The 17,101-nt window shown below is 66.7% G+C and carries 15 protein-coding genes and 3 pseudogenes; 7 read left to right on the top strand and 11 right to left on the bottom strand.

Annotated features, from left to right (window positions below; genetic code table 11):
• The first annotated feature begins 120 nt into the window (after positions 1 to 120).
• Complete coding sequence (locus ACH4FX_RS38015) at positions 121 to 366, top strand: hypothetical protein (protein WP_398486064.1); 246 nt, start codon at positions 121 to 123, stop codon at positions 364 to 366.
• A 6-nt stretch (positions 367 to 372) separates the two neighbouring features.
• Here the strand turns inward: ACH4FX_RS38015 and ACH4FX_RS38020 are convergent.
• The 6 genes and pseudogenes from ACH4FX_RS38020 to ACH4FX_RS38045 all read right to left on the bottom strand — a co-directional run.
• Positions 373 to 1,530: pseudogene (locus ACH4FX_RS38020) on the bottom strand (IS110 family transposase); the annotation flags it as partial.
• Positions 1,531 to 1,643: 113 nt separating this feature from the next.
• A complete protein-coding gene (locus ACH4FX_RS38025; protein WP_398486065.1) occupies positions 1,644 to 2,249 on the bottom strand; it encodes a hypothetical protein in 606 nt (201 codons plus the stop codon).
• A 216-nt stretch (positions 2,250 to 2,465) separates the two neighbouring features.
• Positions 2,466 to 2,807 (bottom strand): annotated as a pseudogene (locus tag ACH4FX_RS38030) (hypothetical protein); the annotation flags it as partial.
• A gap of 255 nt (positions 2,808 to 3,062) precedes the next feature.
• Entirely contained in the window at positions 3,063 to 3,728 is a 666-nt protein-coding gene (locus tag ACH4FX_RS38035) for a hypothetical protein (protein ID WP_398486066.1), read from the bottom strand.
• Positions 3,729 to 3,777: 49 nt separating this feature from the next.
• Positions 3,778 to 4,695, bottom strand: a complete 918-nt coding sequence (locus tag ACH4FX_RS38040; RefSeq protein WP_398486067.1) for a hypothetical protein — start codon at positions 4,693 to 4,695, stop codon at positions 3,778 to 3,780.
• A gap of 2 nt (positions 4,696 to 4,697) precedes the next feature.
• On the bottom strand, positions 4,698 to 6,362 hold the full coding sequence (locus ACH4FX_RS38045) for a hypothetical protein (RefSeq protein WP_398486068.1): 1,665 nt from the start codon (positions 6,360 to 6,362) through the stop codon (positions 4,698 to 4,700).
• A gap of 170 nt (positions 6,363 to 6,532) precedes the next feature.
• On the opposite strand from ACH4FX_RS38045, the gene ACH4FX_RS38050 reads away from it, so the two are divergent.
• On the top strand, positions 6,533 to 7,255 hold the full coding sequence (locus tag ACH4FX_RS38050; protein WP_398486069.1) for an NUDIX hydrolase: 723 nt from the start codon (positions 6,533 to 6,535) through the stop codon (positions 7,253 to 7,255).
• Between the two features lie 351 nt (positions 7,256 to 7,606).
• Here the strand turns inward: ACH4FX_RS38050 and ACH4FX_RS38055 are convergent, their stop codons facing one another.
• The 3 genes and pseudogenes from ACH4FX_RS38055 to ACH4FX_RS38065 all read right to left on the bottom strand — a co-directional run bounded on the left by ACH4FX_RS38055 (position 7,607) and on the right by ACH4FX_RS38065 (position 9,054).
• The gene (locus tag ACH4FX_RS38055) at positions 7,607 to 7,867 is read right to left on the bottom strand and encodes a hypothetical protein (protein WP_398486070.1); all 261 of its coding nucleotides are present in this window, start codon (positions 7,865 to 7,867) and stop codon (positions 7,607 to 7,609) included.
• A pseudogene (locus tag ACH4FX_RS38060) lies at positions 7,864 to 8,069 on the bottom strand (DUF5999 family protein). Before ACH4FX_RS38060 ends, ACH4FX_RS38055 begins: the two are co-directional and overlap by 4 nt.
• A 241-nt stretch (positions 8,070 to 8,310) precedes the next feature.
• Complete coding sequence (locus ACH4FX_RS38065; protein WP_398486071.1) at positions 8,311 to 9,054, bottom strand: LuxR C-terminal-related transcriptional regulator; 744 nt, start codon at positions 9,052 to 9,054, stop codon at positions 8,311 to 8,313.
• 824 nt (positions 9,055 to 9,878) lie between these two features.
• Between ACH4FX_RS38065 and ACH4FX_RS38070 the strand changes: the two genes are divergently transcribed.
• The 4 genes from ACH4FX_RS38070 (at position 9,879) to ACH4FX_RS38085 (ending at position 14,161) form a co-directional block, all read left to right on the top strand.
• Positions 9,879 to 10,166, top strand: a complete 288-nt coding sequence (locus ACH4FX_RS38070; protein WP_398486072.1) for a CBS domain-containing protein — start codon at positions 9,879 to 9,881, stop codon at positions 10,164 to 10,166.
• Positions 10,167 to 10,451: 285 nt separating this feature from the next.
• Entirely contained in the window at positions 10,452 to 10,856 is a 405-nt protein-coding gene (locus ACH4FX_RS38075) for a hypothetical protein (RefSeq protein WP_398486073.1), read from the top strand.
• Between the two features lie 15 nt (positions 10,857 to 10,871).
• Positions 10,872 to 13,082 carry a hypothetical protein gene (locus ACH4FX_RS38080; RefSeq protein ID WP_398486074.1) on the top strand — a complete coding sequence of 737 codons (2,211 nt, stop codon included), beginning with the start codon at positions 10,872 to 10,874 and terminating at the stop codon, positions 13,080 to 13,082.
• Positions 13,082 to 14,161, top strand: a complete 1,080-nt coding sequence (locus ACH4FX_RS38085; RefSeq protein ID WP_398486075.1) for a hypothetical protein — start codon at positions 13,082 to 13,084, stop codon at positions 14,159 to 14,161. The genes ACH4FX_RS38080 and ACH4FX_RS38085 overlap by 1 nt, the downstream gene beginning before the upstream one ends.
• 476 nt (positions 14,162 to 14,637) lie before the next feature.
• Here ACH4FX_RS38085 and ACH4FX_RS38090 read toward each other — a convergent pair whose 3' ends face one another.
• The gene (locus tag ACH4FX_RS38090) at positions 14,638 to 15,747 is read right to left on the bottom strand and encodes an SPFH domain-containing protein (protein ID WP_398486076.1); all 1,110 of its coding nucleotides are present in this window, start codon (positions 15,745 to 15,747) and stop codon (positions 14,638 to 14,640) included.
• 30 nt (positions 15,748 to 15,777) lie between these two features.
• On the bottom strand, positions 15,778 to 16,215 hold the full coding sequence (locus ACH4FX_RS38095; RefSeq protein WP_398486077.1) for an NfeD family protein: 438 nt from the start codon (positions 16,213 to 16,215) through the stop codon (positions 15,778 to 15,780).
• 338 nt (positions 16,216 to 16,553) lie between these two features.
• Here ACH4FX_RS38095 and ACH4FX_RS38100 point away from each other — a divergent pair, with 338 nt between their 5' ends.
• Positions 16,554 to 17,039, top strand: coding sequence for a hypothetical protein (locus ACH4FX_RS38100; RefSeq protein ID WP_398486078.1), 486 nt, complete (start codon positions 16,554 to 16,556; stop codon positions 17,037 to 17,039).
• The last annotated feature ends 62 nt before the right edge of the window (positions 17,040 to 17,101 follow it).

Consider the following 17,101-nt stretch of genomic DNA (forward strand, 5'->3'; position numbering starts at 1 on the left):
CGTGGCCTCCTGCGCGGCAGAGAAGGCGGGCGGCTGCTGCGGGGGCCCCTATGTGTTTGGTCAAGGGGCGAGGGCCGTAGGTTCGTGTGGTCGAGGGTGAGTGCAAAGGGGTTGGGGCGCATGAGCGAGAGCCAGATCACGATCAAGCTCACGAGCGATCAGGCATTGGTGTTGTCGGACTGGCTGGAGAAGCTCCAGATGACGGACCTCAGTCGTGTCATCGACGATCCGGCAGTGTGGTCACCGATCCATCGAATCGCCGGAACGTTGGACAAGACGCTTCCTGAGCTGTTCTCGGCGGACTATGGCCAGCGGCTTGAGGCGGCTCGTCAGCGGCTTCGGGCGGAGAACGACTGGGCGAGCTAACTCCTCAGCTGGTCGCGGGGTTGGTGGTGGGTAGAAGGTGCCGTCGCGGAGCATCGCGAAGAGGACGTCGGCCCGGCAGCGGGCGAGGCAGAGGAGCGCCTGGGTGTGGTGCTTGCCCTCCTTGATCTTCTTGTCGTAGTAGGTGCGGGAGGCGGGGTCGGAGAGCGCGGCGAACGCGGAGAGGAAGAACGCCCTCTTGAGCTGCTTGTTTCCGCGTCTCGACTGCTGTTCGCCACGAATCGAGGAGCCCGAACTGCGGGTCGTCGGGGCGAGTCCGGCATAGGTGGCGAGGTGGGCGGCGGAGGGGAACCTGGTGCCGTCCCCGACGTCGATGAGGAAGCGGGCGGCGGTCCTGGCCCCGACTCCTGGCATCGAGGTCAGGACTGCGGAAAGAGGGTGGGCCGCCAGCAGTTCTTCGAGCCGTTTGGCCAGCAGACGGCGCTGTTCGAGCATGCCGGCCAGCGACCGGGCGAGGCTCGGGACGATCAGCGAGGCGGCGTCGGTGCCGGGAACGACGACGGTCTGCTCGTCGAGCGCGGTGAAGATCTCGTTGGTCAGGCGGTCCGCCATCCGGGGCGCTTTCGGGCGTATCGCGGTGGAGATCCGCCGACGTCCGGCCTGGCGGATCTGGGCCGGGGAACCGAACCGTTCGAGCAAGGCCAGGACGGCCGGGTGCTGCATGCGCGGGCCCAGGACCCGTTCCAGATGCGGGTGGACCTGCGTGAACAGGCCGCGGAGCCGGTTGGAGAGCCGGTTGGCCTCGGCGACCGCCTCGTCGTAAGCGTCGATCGCGCGGAGGGTGTGAGGCATGGAGCGGGCCGCGTCAGCGATGATGAACGCGTCGCGGGCGTCGGTCTTGGCCTCGCCGGGATACAGATCGGCGATCCGCCGCATCGTCAGCCCCGGCAGATAGGCAACATCGCAGCCCAGAACGCGGGCGACGGCCAGCGGCAGGGCCCCGATCGAGGCCGGCTGGTCGACGATGACGAGCACGTGGCCGTGCTTGGCCTTCAGCTTGGTGAAGACCTCGCGGAGCTTGGGCTCGCTGTTGGGCAGCCTCCGGTCGAAGGCTTTCTTCCCGGCCGATGTGAGGGCGGTGGCGTGATGTTCGCCCTTGCCGACGTCCAGGCCGAGGAAGACGTCGATGCTGCTGATGTCGATCATGCCGAGCGTCCTTCGGTGGTGCTGTTCACCCGGCCTTGCCACGGCGCCGATCGCCACATCCACATTACGAAGAGCCTCCCGACCTGGGGAAAGGCCGGTGGTCATGCCCCTCATCAGCGGTCTATCAGCGCCTCCGGAGCTGGTGACACCACCCCCCGGGCCATGCACTCGACAAGGGGAGGTAGCCATGCCGACTCCGAAGGCCGGTCGCCCCGTTGCGGGGCCACGAAAAAGGTAATGGGGGACTCGCCCCGGCGGCGCCGTCCGGTGACGAAGAGTTCGGCAGCCGCCAGCGCGTCCGGGGCGCCGAGTGCGGTCAGGTCCTGGACGACGGTGAGGCGGCTGGTGGCCATCTCCAGGGCCTGCCGGTAGGTCAGCAGAGGGCCGTCGCCCTTGGCGGGAACGCCGACACGGGTGTCGTCGAGGATGTCCTCGGCGTCCAAGAGATGGTCGCCTGCGTCGGTGGCCAGGTGGGCGAGCTGCCGGACTCGCGCATACACGGTGCGGATCTGCGGACTGAGGTATACCCGCTGGGCGTTGAGGCCGTCGACGATATCCAGCGCCGACCGGGCCAGATGCTGGGGGGAGATGGCCTGGTCGGTGAGGGCGGTCGCGGGACTGGAACTGTCCAATCGCAGGCGGGAGAGGGCGTCGTTGTGACGGGCGAAGCCCGCTCCAAGAAGCAGGAGTTGCTCGGCCGGGTCGGCGGGGGTGGTCATCTTCGGCGGGAAAGCTCCGTTCGATGCGGGACCTGTGGCGGCGTATGGGGCAGCCGCGTGAACGTTGGCGTGGCGGCGGGGCGTTCGCGTGCGTCACCGGCGTGGCGCGGACGGCTTTGTGGCGGCCCCGGGGACGGCCTTCGCCTTCGCGGGGGCGGGCTACTGGCTCTGCGGCTGTTTTGCGCGAGCGCGTTGATCTCGATCAGCGCCCGGCCGTGGATGGAGCTCGGCGACGTCCTTCTGTGGCGTCACCCATGCCGCGATCTCCGCGTTAAGCAGGGCCGCGGCGTACCGGCGGGCCGTCTCGAAGATGCCGTCCCTGGTCTCGGGCGGGCCCTCGACGGTGCCCTTGAGCTGGGCGGCGACGGCGGTGAAGCCATGATCGCGGCGGATGTTGAGCGGAGTGCGGTCGGCGGGGAAGGCGAGCCAGGCCATGATGTCGGTGATCGGCCGCTCGTCGAGGGGGGCGGCCAGCAGCGACTGCGAGAGGATGTGGGAACCGGCTTTCGACCAGAAGTCCCTTTTCTGCGAGGCGTCCCCGGAGGCGGAGGCGAAGTGGCGCCTGACGGGCAAAAGCCCATGTCAGGCGCCTTTTTCGTGGGCTCAGAAGAGACCCAGTTTCTTCGGCGAGTACGACACCAGCAGGTTCTTCGTCTGCTGTGGTACAAGGCTCATGGTGGTGCTGACCTGCTGCGATGCTTGCTGTGAGCGCCGTTCGGGCAGCGATGGTCCGTGTATGGTCCGGATCTTGGCTTCTGCCACTGATATGTGAGGTGTGTAGGGAGGGAGAGAGGGAGCGCTTGCCGGATGACGTCAGGGCTGGGATACCGGGAGTGCGGGGGAGCTGTTCATCCAGGCCGCATCGAACTGCTGCAGGGCAATGGAGTACAGGAGGCCAGGCGCACGGGCGTACAGGCACGGAGAGTTCCTGCCGTGAGCGGAGTTGCTGTAGAAGGTGAGGTAGGCAGCCCGGTCCGTTGCGATCACACGGCAGGTGTTGGGCAGATTGAAGCTTTTCAGCTCGAAGTTCCGTTGTGTGCGGGACACCTGGGTCAGGTAGTCCATGTTCGTCCGGACCTGGCTCCTGAGCAGATCCGGTGAGAAGCCGGGATCGAACCGGCGCAGGTCCTGTGAGCGCCGGTCGAGCCAGGAGTCACCTTGGATGCGTGGGTCGGGGAGCAGGACCTGGACGCTCTCCGGAGACAGTTCGCCTGCCCACAGAGGGGAGAATGCCTCACGGGTGAGCACGTTTCCGCGCCCCGCCAGGACCTTGATCCAGCGAGCCCGGCCCAGGTCGCGTGTGATGTCCTGCTCGGCGGACGATTGATGACGGTACACACGGCCGAGTCCTGTGCCGGTGCACCAGGAGCAGGCGGTGACCAGCCACCACAGCGGGCGGGAGCCGCGCAGGAGGCCGAGGACGAGCAGGATCGCGCTGGCTGCCAGGGAACTGAGTATCCCGAACAGAAATTCAGTCATACGAGCCATCTCCCTGAGCTTGGACGACCTCGATCTTTGGCCTTTGTGGTCAGCAGAGGTAGGGGAGGAGTCGTCGCAGAATGTGTGCGGCGTTACGGGACGCGAGCTCGTGATATCCGTGACCCTTTTGTGCGTCGGCGTTGTCGGACACGCCCCGGATCACGATCCAGCCGGGATTGACTCCGCTGTGGACGGAGTTCTCCTGCCAGTACTGGCTGAGTCCGCCGGCTTCCATGTCGACTGCCAGAACCTTCTCGTGGTAGCTCGTGAGATAGCGCCGAATGTCACTTTCGCGATCGGCGATGACGGCTTCGCCGGACCCGATCACGCCCGGGTAGACCTCGAACTCCTGCTCGGCGTACTCGGGGAGCCGGCCGTGGATGCGTGCCGGGGTTCCGTGATCTGTGAAAAAGGCGTTCACCGCGTGGACGGCCGGTGCCGGCGCCTGCCGGTGCTCCCCACGGCGGTGGACGTCCCCGTGCGGATTGATCTTGCGATTCTCGTAATAGACGATGTCGGTGGAGACGATGACGTTGCCAATACGGGCGTGCTCGTCGTGAATCCCGCCACCGACGCCGACCAGGACCCACAAGCGCGGGTTGTAGTGCCGGCGCAGATTCTCCAGGGCAGCCATCGCCGATCGCTGCCCCTGGCTCTGGCTCTGGGTGGCCACGATGCGGATGGTCGAGTCCGGTGTGGTGTGCTTGCCGCGGTAGAAGTACAGTCCGCCAGGCTCCTTGCGGCGCTCCAGTTGCAACTCGTCGACCACAGAGCGCAGTTCCTCGCTGAGGATCGTGACCACTCCGACGTCCCACGTGGTGGTCCGTTCATCGGCGTTTCCGCCGCCGACGGGAGTTCCGTTGTCATGGGGGCGGTCGGTTGCGGAGACGCGGGCGTGTTCGCCGACGGCGTTGTTGCTGAACGTGTTGTTGTCGCCGTGGCTGATGATGCCTCGATTAGTGATCATTGTCATCCTTCATTGCGAGAGTTGTCGAAGGCCGCCGACTGGTTCACCGAGACGCTGACCTGGGCTGCGTCTCCGATGGCGTTGCCGTTGAAAGTGTTGTCGCCGAGGTTGAAGATGCCGCTGTTGATGATCTTGAGCGCGCGGTCGTTGAACTCGGACGTGTCCACTCCTCTGGCGCACAGGAAGTCGTCGGCGGCATGAAGCAGCCGCTGCTCGATCGTCTTCAGCCGGCCCAGAATGTCGCTCTTTTCCAACTGGACTTTGGGCCATGCCTGGGACGAGATTTCCCGTATGCTGACCCGACTGCCGGTCAAGACGTTGCGGATTGGTACAGAGGTGAGGTCGCTAGGGAGCACGGCAGCCTTGCCCAGAGCGTAGATGTAGCGGACGATCCGCCATGAGCGCTCGATCTCCACGGGTAGTGTGACCAATTCGCGGAAGGCCGCCAGGGCGACGGCTGTGATTCCGTGGTGGCCGAACTCCTCGGTGCGCTGGAAGGACCTCGGTGTATGGGCCAGGACGCATGCTGCTGTGGAGATGATCAAAGTGCGTCCCTGAAGGCTTACGTGCAACAGGACGGTCGCTACGAACTCCGCCCCCTCCGTGGGTGTTGTGACTTCGAGGAAGTGGTGTTGCCTGGTTCCAGACGCGTTGATGATGGCGCGCAGGTCAGCCTCATCGAACTTCTGTGGGGGGAGGGAACGGTCCACCGCCACATCGGTTTCGGCCACGTAGACCCGGTCGCGGACCTGCGCGGGAAGCCGGACGTCCTGGCTGTCGGTATTCAGCAGCTGAACCGCTTTGCGCAGGTACTCGACCAGCTCGTGTGCTTGGAAGGGAGGTACGGGGTGTTCGCGTTCATGGAGCGGTGCTTTGTCGTCGCCGGGGCGCAGTAACTGGATGCTCATCGGCGGATTCCACTGGTAGACGAGTTGGCCGGCCCCCACGAACGGTGACTCGTCCCCGAAGAGCGTGAACATGGTGAGGTCGTCCTCGCCCTCCTCTTCGTCCTCCCTGTGGCGGGGGCGGCGGTATACGGCGCAGATATGGTGCTGCTGTATGTCCGCCGCTCGTTGCCGGCCGGACAGGCGTCCTGGCCGGAGAGTCGGCGCGCGCAAGATGTGGTTGAGCATCACCTGACGCGTGGCTCCGACGCCCAGGCACATGAGCGCTATGCCCGCGGCCACGTGGAGAGCCGTCGTGGCGCGGTCCGGATGGACAAGTGCGACAGTCAGGCCGGTCAGTGCCAGGGAGAATGCTGCGACACCGAAACGTTTGCTGAGCGCGCGCGTCTTCTCTGGGTACCTCTGAGGGAAGAAGAGCCTGAAGAGGCGCTCATGGCCTCGCGCCGACCTCAAGCCGCGTCGTTTGGGTTTCTTCCGTCTTGGTATCGGGTCCCGGTCGACGTTCCGGAGCAGTATGGCGATGCGGAACAGCAACAGCAGGGCCAGGCCGCAGGTGATGAGGATGGCGGTGGGCAGGGCACCCGTTAAAGCCGGAATGATCACGGACCCCACCAGCGTCATGCGGAGGAGCGCCGTCAGAGTGGCGGCCCGCCACGCGTGGTGCATGACGGGAACGATGTCGAACCCGTAGGACGGGGCGACCCTTCGGTGTGGAGCGGTGCACACCTTGTCGATCACGAGATCGCGGAATCGTTCGTCCACGTACACACCGGTGCATAAGTGGCGAGTGGCAGCGGTGGGTTCACCGACCGCTGCCTTGGTGGGGGGGCGCATGGAAAGTGATCATGCTCTGCCCTTGTTTCACGGAGTTATGGTCCATGGGACCATAAGCGCTGAGGGTGTTTAAGTCAATGTGACCTTTAGGGGTTCTGGTGGATGACTGGCTGCAAGACTCCGCTGAGGTGGAGGCGTCGTGGGTGACCGTGGACTTGGCGATCTTCACTCTCAGGGGCGATCAGCTGATGGTGCTCCTGATCGAGCGCGGGGTGGAGCCCTTCCTTGGTCGGCCTGCGCTACCCGGCGGCTACGTCCAGAAGGGCGAGACCTTGCGCGAGGGAGCGCTGCGTGAACTCTGGGAGGAGGCCGGGATCGACGGTAGTCGGCTGCACCTGGAGCAGCTTGGCGCCTACGGAGACCCTCGACGCGATCCGAGGGGAAGAGTGGTCACGATCGCCTATCTCGCCCTAGGGCCCGACCTTCCTGTTCCCGTGGGCGGTACGGACGCCAGGCGTGCATACTGGGCTTCTGTGTCGGAACTCGCGGTTTCCGCGGAGGGGTTGGCGTTCGATCACTCGGACATCCTCGCGGACGCACTGGAGGAGATCCGCAGAAAGCTCGAGTACACCGCTGTCGCCACGGCCTTCTGCGGAGAACTTTTCACCCTGAGTGAGCTGCGCACGGTGTACGAAGTGGTCTGGGGGCAGGACCTGGACCCGAGCAACTTCCGTCGCAAAGTACTCAACACCACGGGGTTCGTGCAGCCCACGGGGAAGCAGCGGATGCCCCCCACCGGGCGTCCAGCCGCCCTCTACCGTCGGGGAAGTGCATGGCTTCTCACCCCGCCATTGCTGCGCGGCAATGGGCAGACTGCGTAGCCGGTCTCGGGTGCTGAATGCCCAGACGGCACCACGGTAAGACCGTCATGAACTTTGTCCCCGACCGCCAGCAGCCCCTGGGAGTCGGCAGCATCCCCTGCCTGCCGTGGCTGACTGTGGCGGGGAGCTGCCGTCTGGGACGGGACAAATGGGTTTTCCCAGGGCCACCAGGTAGCTGTATGAGTACTGGGACGTGTTCTGCGAGGCACCCAGGGTTCGCAGGAAGAACGGTCACTCGTTCAGTCCCGTGGGCGAGCCAGGCTGGGCAGCGCGCTCTCGTCCAGACAGGCCACGCGGCTGTCACTGCCCAGATGCCACAGCACCGCGGCCCACGGCAAATGCCGGGCCGGTTCACCCTCGCCTGCACGACTGCGAAGGGCGCCGTTGTGCTGGATCAAGTGTGGCGAGCGAGAGGATCAAGTATATGGTGAGCGCCCTCAGCAGGTGGGCGCCGAACCAGGTGTCGATGCGGTGGATGCCGGCGAAGGCGCCCGTGATGGCGGGGGAGACGTACATGGTGTGCGGGGCCCGTAGCGCGGTGGCGGGGGCCTCGTACGGTTGCCAGGCGGTTCCCTTGAGCAGCCGTGATTGGGGGTTGAGGCGGTAGGTCACGTTACCTTGCCTGCCACTTCACGGTGGCCGGGCCGGCAGGGGCGGATGACGCGGCCGTCGGGCAGCAGGTCTCCAGTGTCCTCGAAGTGCACGACACCGTTGCACAACAGGCTCCAGCCCTGTTCCGGGTGGGACGCGATCAGTGGGCGGCGTCCCGGTCGGTGGCGTCAGCCGTCGGGCAGGGCGGCTGGTGCTGGCACATGAGCAGTCCTTTCACGACGCGTTGACGGCCGTTAAATCAGGCCGTGCCGACTGGGGCCATGCAGCGGCCCTCGTTGCTGCCGCAGCCGATGCAGCCCTCCCCCTCCGGCGGGTTCTGGTCGTCCGGCTCGCTGGCGTTTGTGCTCGGTCATGGGGTTCCTCGCGGCGTGGATGGAGGGATGGGGAGTGGATGCCGCTCGGTGCGCAGGGTGTGATCGCTCCGGCGTACCGAGCGGACGTTTTCAGGCCGCCCGGCCGGTGCGGGCAGGGTCGGCCGGGCCGGAGCCGGACGCGGTCTCGTGGAGGAGGCGGTGCTGCTCGCAGATGCGCATCGCGTCGAAGCGGTCCTCGGCCCCCAGCTTGCTGAGCAGCTGCGCCATCCGGGCCTTGACCTGGTCGTAGGACTGGCCGGTCTGCTCGGCGATCTCGGTCAGCGTCAGGCCAGCAGCTGCATCCCGCAGCAGACGTTGCTCGCCGTCGCTCAGCGTGGGGGCTTGCCCCTCGGACGTGCCGGGGTCGACGTGCCGGTCGCGGAAGGCGACGCGGGCCAGGGCCGCGCGGTGTCCGTAGACGCCGAGCTTGCGGCGCAGCGAGACCAGGTAGGTGCGCACGCTCGACGGGGCCAGGAACAGCGCCTCGGCGATCTCCTGGTTCTTCTTGCCCTGTGCGACCAGGATGAGCAGTTGCTTCTCCCGCGGGGTGACGTGCGCGGGGTTGGGGGTTGTCATCGGCTCCTTCTCCTTGGAGCGTGTGTGGCACCGGTGCGTGAGGGGGCGGGTGCCGGTGGTGGGGGAGGGGTGCGGCGCCCAGGCCGATTCGACGGTGCAGCCGCCGGTCAGGGTGGCTACGAGCTGGGAAGCCAGCACCCAGCGCACATCCGGGGACTCGTAGAGCCGGGTTACCTCCGTGGCCGGGACGGGCAGCGGTCGGCCGGGGCGGTAGAGCCGTCCGAAGATGCCGTCGAGGAGCGGTTCGCGTACGCGCACGGTGACCCATGTCCCGCAGGCGCGGGCACGGCTCGGTGACCTTCTCCACGCAGTTGCCGCGGCAGACGGGCGGGTGGACGGTCAGCTCGCCGTCCGGCCAGTCCGGCCAGTCCGGCCAGTCCGGCCAGTCCGGCCAGTCCGGCCAGTCCGGCCAGTCCGGCCGGTCCGCGCGGCCGTCTTCCAGCAGCCACCTGATGCCCTGCTCGTTGCGGTCGGTCGGCTGGCGGCACACCTGGCAGCGCAGGCGCCGCATCGCGTACCGCTGGCGCACCGAGTGCACCTTGGCAAACAGCGGGCTGCCGGCGCCCTGGTTGACCTGGCGCCGGACCCACAGCACACCGCGCCGGTCCCGGTCGTGCAGCTGCTCATCCGCGAAGGCGATTCCGTTCCCGTCCCGAGTGGGGATGACGGGGGCGGGGAGCTCGTGCTCGGCGCTCCAGCGGCTGACGTATGGGACCAGGCCCGGCGGCCAGGGGACGCCGGTGGTGGGTTCTGCTGGTGCGGTTACGGGGATGGTCATGGCGGGCTCGTTCTCTTGTGTCCATGGAGGAGTACGGGGCTGGGGGCGAGCAGGCTCACGGGCCGACGCGGCGCAGCCACGCCTCGGGCTGCTGGATCTCTTCGGCGGTCGGCACCAGGCACAGCTCGTGCCAGACCTTGTTGAACCGCGCCACGTCACCGACACCGGCCACGGCCGCGGCAACGAACCGGGCCCCGTCGGCGCGCGGGTCCAGGGCGGTCCAGGCGGTTCCGTCGCGGCTGGGGTGTGCTGCTGTGCGCGGCGGTCCTGCTCGCGACAGAGCCGCTGATGCAGCCGGTAGTTCGTGCCCTCCTATGCCGTCCAGCATCCGAGCCTGTCGCAGTGCCTGCGCCATGACGAGGTCATCTGCCGCCCGGAGGACCTGCGGGAGATGACGGTGATCGAATGGCTGCCGGACCGCACGCGGCCGCCGATGGTGGGGCCGGAATGCACCGTGGTGCAGGCTGCCGCGTCAATGGCCCGCCACTGCAGTGCACTGGTGGCTGTCGTGACCAGAGAAGGACGGAGAACCCATCTGCTGGGCGTGATCACCGCAACCCGGATGACCGAGTACTTCACGGAGAACACGTGAACGGCCCTGCGCCGCCCCATGGCTCCCCGCTGCTACGCCACGGCCGGGACGGCGTCGGCCCGTACGGTCGCCGTCCGGTCTGCGACCGTCTTGTCGCACCCGGGCGGTGACCACGGAGGTCCACCAGCCGCGGGCGGTGCGCCACTGCGTGCAGCTGTCCTGGGCTGCGGTGTTAAGGGCCTGTGAAACACCTACCGCCGACGGCCACAGCCCGGCTGCGGCATGAGAGAAGAACGAAGGCCAGGGATTCGACTGGCCGGAACCGATGAACAGGAGGGGAAAACCATGACCGCGAATCCGCCGGTGGCCACGGTGTCCGCGCAAGGGGACGGGGCGGTGAGCCGTTCGGGGCTGCTCGGTACGACCACCATCGATGACCCTGGTGCCCTGAAGAAGGCCGGCGCGGGGGCGCTGGAACTGGCCGGTGAGCTGAAGTCCAAGGAGCACATCGCCGACGGGGCACTGCACATCGGCGGCCAGGACCTCATTGGCGACTCCTGGGGCGGGGAATTGGGCAACGCCATGTTCGAGGCGAAGGAGCTATGGGCCAAACAGTCGGCCGCGCTGGTGCAGACCTGCCGTGACCTGCACGAGCAGTGCACCACCACGGCGGACAACTACACCACCACCGAGACGGCGAACGCCGAGTCCATGCACGCGGTGTCCAAGACCCGTTCCCCCTTCGGCTGAGACAGAAGAACACACATGATTACGTACGAGCAGCTCTACAACGTCCCTGTCTCCAGCCTCTCCTGGGCGGCCGACCAGTGGGACATCATGATCAACAAGCTCAAGGCGATGGACGAGGCGTGCACCAATGAGGTCGTCAAGCCCTTCGGCAAAGCCGGCTGGACCAGCTTCGACGGCACCTCCGCCATCGCCCAGGTCCGCGTCGCCGCCGTCGACCAGGAGTTCAGTGACGCCCTCCAGGAGGCCAAGGGCATCCGCGGCGTCCTGCACGACGCCTACGAGGAGCTGAAAAAGCACCAGGACGACCTGCGCCGGATAGCCGACGAGGACGCCAAACGCGACGGCCTGTTCGTCAGTGCAAAGGGCGAGATCACACCGCGCCATGACCTGTCACAGGACAGCGGCGCACAGCACGACCCGGACGGCCAGGAAGCGATCGCCGCACAGAACCGCAAGATCGAAGCCCTCAAGGCCCGCATCGAAAAAGTCCTCAACGGCGCGGCAGAAACCGACCGGGCCGCCGCAACCGCGCTGCGCCACAACCTCGGCAACGGCAACGCGGACTTCAACGGCAAGGCCGTCACCTCCATCGACGCCGACGAGGCCGCCCGCGCCTCGGGCCTGCTGGGCAAGCTGGACAAGGACGGCAAGCTCTCGCAGCACGACCTCAACGAGCTCGAACGTGTCATGGAGCACAACCAGCATGACCCCGAGTTCAACCAGATGCTGCTGAACAAGCTCGGGCCGAAGAAGACGCTGGAACTCGCCGAAGAGCTGGACCGGATCCACGGCGACGAAGACGTCTACCAGGTGCACCGCAAGCAGTACGCGACCATCCAGCAGTCGCTGGCCAACGGCATCGGCGCCGCCAACCAGGACCAGGGCTTCTCCGAGCAGTGGCGCAAGGACATGCGCGCGCTGGGCACCGAGCAGATCGGCGATGCTGCCGACAACCGGCACACGCTCGGCTACCAGGCGCTGACGGGCCTGCTCAAGCACGGCGACGGAAGCCGGTTCCCGGCCCACATGACCACCGGCCTGACCGATGACATCATCGAGGCCGAGCGGAAGAACCCGGGGCTGTGGGACGAGCACGACCAGGTCACCCGTGGCACGGACATCGACGCGGTAGCTGTCCAGGACCCGGTGGACGACATGCTGGGCATCATGAGCAAGGACCCGGACACCGCCACCCGGTATCTCGACCCCGCCCACGACGGCGGCAAGAACCGGCTGGAGTACCTGCTCGACAAGCGCGACTGGCCCAACCTCGAAGTCATGGAAACCACCGGCCGCGGGGATGTGCTGGATACCAAGCAGGTCGAGGCCACCAACTCCCGTACCGGACTGGGCAACGTCCTGGAGGCCGCCACCACAGGCGCCCAGCCCGGACACGAACACACCAGGTACGGCGGCCACGCGGCAGGCCAGGCCCGCATCATGCACGACACCATCGAACGCCTGGACAGTGACAGCGGCGGCGAGAAGATCCCCCACAACATGCAGCAACCCTTGGCCCGTGCCCTGTCGGACTACACCGAAGACACCCACAACATCATCGCCGGAGGCCACGAGAAGTACTACGGGACGACCGCAGAGGGGAGGCCGGACGCCTGGCACAAGGAAGGGGAGGACAAGTACCACATCGGCGTTCCCGAAAGCAGCGTGCTACGCGTCATGCGCGGAGTGTCCGACGACCCCAAGAATTACGCACAGATCTACGAGGCGGAACGTTTCTACGCGGCCGAACAAATGGGCAAGTCACCCACCCAGCCGGGCGGCGCGCACTCGGACTGGGAGACTCCGGCGCGTGACGCGGGCAACGTGCTCGGTGCTTACAACGCCATCGGCACCGACGTCATCCTCGACGACCGGGACGGCAAAAAGCAGTGGGCCGACGACACGGCGAAATACGTCTACCACGGTGCCGGCATACCCCTGACCGCGGTTCCCGTTGTCGGCGACACCGCTCAGCGTCTGCTCGACCAGACCACTTACGACTGGTCGAAAGACGTCAAGGCATCCGCCGACGCCAAAGCCATCAGCGACGGCGCGGAGAAGAACGCCGCCGGCGTCGACGGCACCTACGACCTCATCGACCGGTGGGCCGCGGTGCGCGGCCAGGACACGGAGAGCAATTCCATCCGCCAGATCAAGCAAGAGGCCGAGCAAAGTTACGCCACCTCCCGCTCCTCGGCCCTCGGCGTTCTCCGAGGGGAGCACTGATGCGCGTCCTTGTGGACCTCGCGCGGGGGAAGGCGTTTCGCGTGGTGGCGGTGCTACTGGCTGTGCTCGCTGTAGCGGCAGGCGCCATTTTTGCCACTGGAACCTACGACCGGTGGCGGGACGGGAGGGCGGTGTCACGGGCGTGTGAGGGCATCGTCGCACAAGGGGAGCTGAAGGAATTCCTCGGCGTGGACGGAAGGCTTACCTCTGACCGGGATTGGGCGAGTTCGGACCGTGCCGACCGCAAGTGCGTCATCTACGCTCCCGATGGGGAGAAGGAAGGGCATGCCTGGCTCAAGGTGACCCTCGGCCAGGGCAGGCCGAGTCAGCAGCTGCTGACCGACCTCGGACGCAACGAAAGTTATTCCGTCACAGCATTCGTGTCTCCCATCGGCAACGGCTGGCGCGGCGTGTTCGGCAACTTCTCCACCCCGGATGACAGGGCAACCGTCGTCATGCCGTGTGGCGGCAAGGCGGCAGAGGACCTTGTCGTCAACCTGCAGGCACAGCCCCGGAACAGGGGCGCCGGGAAGAGCGATGAGCGACGGGCTCGTTTCGCGCGCATCGCCACACAGACCGCCGTGAAGGCGGCTGAGGAGGTCGGCTGCAAGGCACCGCCCGGGCGGGAGATCGAACGGGTTCCGGATGTCCCGCCACTGGTGTCGATGACGCCGAGGGGGAAAGCGACCGGGACATGTGCGGGAATCAACGCTCCGGTGCTTGAGAGCGCCGCCGATCCGCTCGCCCCCATCGAGGATTGTTTCGTTCTTGATGAGAAGGGCGAGCCGTCATTCCGACTGGCTGCCTACTACGGCCCCTTCGTACAGAACGGACGTGTGGACACCTCGGTCCGCGGAGACACGTTCACCGCACCAGCAGGGCACTCAGACGGCGTGTACTGGACCTCGACGTCTTGCCCCAAACAAGGTGGCACGGCCTTCTATACCGCAGAGACGCTGCGTACGTCCGGAGCGTTTACCAAACCCGACTCCGCCGTCCAGCAGGCGGCGCTCGCCCACTTCGCCAAACGATCAGCCCAGGCCCACGGTTGCAGCTTGAGCTTCACGGTCCCCGACTGAGTCTGAACGCTCATCCACCGGCCCGCAGCAAGGTACCCATCGCTGAGCCGGTAGGTCCCCTCCGGGGCTGTGGGCCGGCATGGTGCCGTTGCCACCCCGACGACGACAGCGTCGGGGCGGCAACGAGACCCGCGAGACCTGCCCAAGCCGCTGGCGGAAACGTCGTGGTCTCCATTTTCGCGCTTTGCAATAGCCGAGCCAGTTGATGTGTGACGGCATGCAGCATGCGGCAACGCCGCCAGCAGGAGCTCGGACCCATATTGAGCCGCCGCGGGCTGGAACAGTCCGAGATCTCGGCCTTCCTGCTGACAGCGACCGGTTCGGTGCTCGTCTCGCCGGTAGGCGTCGTCGGCGCTGGAGACGCCAGCCGAGGCCTCTCGCCGGGCCCCGGCGAGAGGCGCTACCGTGCCTGAAACGCCCATACCGGCCGAGATCCTTAGAAACTCGCGGAATCCTTGCCGAGAGCCGGGGTGGGCTCAGCCGCCGGACGTCCGCTCCCGGCGTGGCATCTGAGGTGACTTTGCGGCCTCGGCCTCGGCCTTGGCATCGCTGACCGCGGCATCGGCCTGCTTCACGGCCTCGTCGGCGGCCGTGACGGCGTCGAGCGAGAACGCCGAAGGTGTCTCAAGTGCCGGTGATTCACCTTCGTCCGACGTGCCGCCAGCGCCGGTGGTCGCCGTTTCCTCTGGCTGCGCAGATGTGGAAGGGCCCGTCGCCGACTGATCACCGAACGCACGGGTGACGGTCCGGACGGCCTCGGTCAGCTCTCCCGGGATCACCCAGAACGTGTTGTTGTCGCTGCTCGCCAAGTGCGGGAGGGTTTCCAGGTACTTGTAGGCCAGGACCTTGGGATCTGCGTTGTTGCGGTGGACGGCCTGGAAGACGCGCTCCACCGCTTTTGCTTCGCCGTCCGCCCGCAAGATCATGGCCTGTTGCGTGCCCTGGGCCTCCAGGATGTCCTTCTGCTTGGTGCCTTCCGCGGTGAGGATCTTGGCCTGCCGTTCCCCTTCGGCGTGCAGGATGGCCGCGCGCTTGTCCCGCTCGGCCCGCATCTGCTTCTCCATCGCTTCCTTGATGGTGTGCGGCGGATCGATGGCCTTGATCTCGACGCGGTTGACCCGGATGCCCCACTTGCCGGTGGCTTCGTCGAGGACGGCGCGGAGCCGGGCGTTGATCTCCTCGCGGGAGGTGAGCGTCTCCTCCAGGTCCATGCTGCCGATGACGTTGCGCAGTGTGGTCACCGTGAGCTGGTCGATCGCCTGCAGGTAGTCGGCGACCTCGTAGGCCGCCGCCCGCGGGTCGGTGATCTGGTAGTAGAGCACGGTGTCGATATTGACCACGAGGTTGTCCTCGGTGATCACCGGCTTGGGGGCGGACGAGTAGACCTGCTCGCGCACGTCGAGTTTGGTGTTGACGCGGTCCGCGACCGGCACGACCAGGTTCAGGCCGGGCTGCAGCGTCCGGCGGTACCGGCCGAACCGCTCGATGTTGTAGCGGCGCGCCTGCGGAACGATGCGAACAGTGGAGGCCAGCAGGAAGATGACAACAAGAGCCGCCACGAGAAGGGGGATGACAACGGGATCCACGGTGTCCTCCGTCGCTATGGGTACGGCCGTTTATGGAAGGAGCTCGCGGGGGTAGACGACGGCCGTGGCGCCTTCGATCTCCATGACATCCACGAGCGCGCCCACCGGGATCACCAGGCTCTCGTCGAGGGAACGGGCGGACCACTCTTCGCCCGAGAGTTTGATCAGGCCGCGGGTCGCGGTGACCTCTTGCATGACCTCGGCCCGTTTGCCGATCAGCGCGTCACTGCCCTCGCGTATGAGGGGCTGCTGTGCCATATACCGCAGCGCGACAGGACGAACGATGACGAGGCCGGCCGCCGACGCTGCTGCGAGGGCCACGAGCTGGCCGAGCGTGCCGATGCCCAGACCAGCGACTACGGCGGCAACCAACGCAGCGCCCGCCAGCAGGCCGAAGACCAAGGTAAGGGTGAAGAACTCCGCGGCACCCAGCGCCGCGGCGGCGAGCAGCCATACGAACCACGGCATCGAATCGCCCTCCCTATAAGGGCCTTTCTTTACCAAGCTACCTCCCAAAACGCCGGGCAGACAGATACGTCAGCTGCGGTTGTTGATCGTTGCGTGGTATGCGCTGGTCAGCGGGGGCACTTCGGCGAACAATCAGCGTGATCATGAACGAACGCCGCGGGCCGGACGGGCGTCTCAGACGCCTCCGTACGTGCGTCGGACAAAATCTTCGATTCCGGTGAGATAATGGCCGTAGACGCTTCTGTACGGGAGGCGCGGTGATGTGTGCCTGGCCGGGAGCCTTGTGGCGGTGCCGTCGGTCCCCGCTTCGGCGCCGCTCGGATGTCCTTGAGGGATGCGTGGCGTTGTTGCTGGCACTCTCTTTTCTCTCCGGCGCTCCGCTGTCCGGGCTCGCCGCGAGCAGGGCCATGGAAGAAGCCGCGGTGCGTGAGCGGTCGCAGACTTACCGGGTCACGGGCGAGGTGCTGGATGCTCCGGCTGTCCGGGCGGACTACCTCGCTCAGCACGTCCAGGTGCCGGTGCGCTGGACAGCGCGCGATGGTTCGGTGCATACCGGGCTGGCACCGGCCAGCCGCGCGCAGAAGGCCGGCACGACGATGGAGATCTGGGCCAATGACGCTGCGGAGCTGGTGCCGAAACCGCCCAGTGAACATGTGAGTGCCGTCTGTGCCGCCTTTTACGGCATCGGGGTCGCCATGGGCGTCGGCCTACTGCTGCTGCTTGCCTGGTGGGGGGCGCGGGCACGGTTCGAGCAGCGGCGTCTGGCCGAATGGGAGCGTGAGTGGGCCCGCTATGGGCCGCGCTGGAGCCGGGGACGCACATAAAAACTCCGACTCGCTTCCCATTCACGACGCCGCGGCGCAGCGTCTTTCTTCGGGTGCAAGGC

Source organism: Streptomyces sp. NPDC018019 (genome assembly GCF_044327805.1).
GTDB lineage: Bacteria > Actinomycetota > Actinomycetes > Streptomycetales > Streptomycetaceae > Streptomyces.

Excerpts from the sequence above, each read along its gene's own strand:
- ACH4FX_RS38015 (WP_398486064.1), top strand. The coding sequence starts at position 121 with ATGAGCGAGAGCCAGATCACGATCAAGCTCACGAGCGATCAGGCATTG.
- ACH4FX_RS38025 (WP_398486065.1), bottom strand. The coding sequence starts at position 2,249 with ATGACCACCCCCGCCGACCCGGCCGAGCAACTCCTGCTTCTTGGAGCG.
- ACH4FX_RS38035 (WP_398486066.1), bottom strand. The coding sequence starts at position 3,728 with ATGACTGAATTTCTGTTCGGGATACTCAGTTCCCTGGCAGCCAGCGCG.
- ACH4FX_RS38040 (WP_398486067.1), bottom strand. The coding sequence starts at position 4,695 with ATGATCACTAATCGAGGCATCATCAGCCACGGCGACAACAACACGTTC.
- ACH4FX_RS38075 (WP_398486073.1), top strand. The coding sequence starts at position 10,452 with ATGACCGCGAATCCGCCGGTGGCCACGGTGTCCGCGCAAGGGGACGGG.
- ACH4FX_RS38080 (WP_398486074.1), top strand. The coding sequence starts at position 10,872 with ATGATTACGTACGAGCAGCTCTACAACGTCCCTGTCTCCAGCCTCTCC.
- ACH4FX_RS38085 (WP_398486075.1), top strand. The coding sequence starts at position 13,082 with ATGCGCGTCCTTGTGGACCTCGCGCGGGGGAAGGCGTTTCGCGTGGTG.
- ACH4FX_RS38095 (WP_398486077.1), bottom strand. The coding sequence starts at position 16,215 with ATGCCGTGGTTCGTATGGCTGCTCGCCGCCGCGGCGCTGGGTGCCGCG.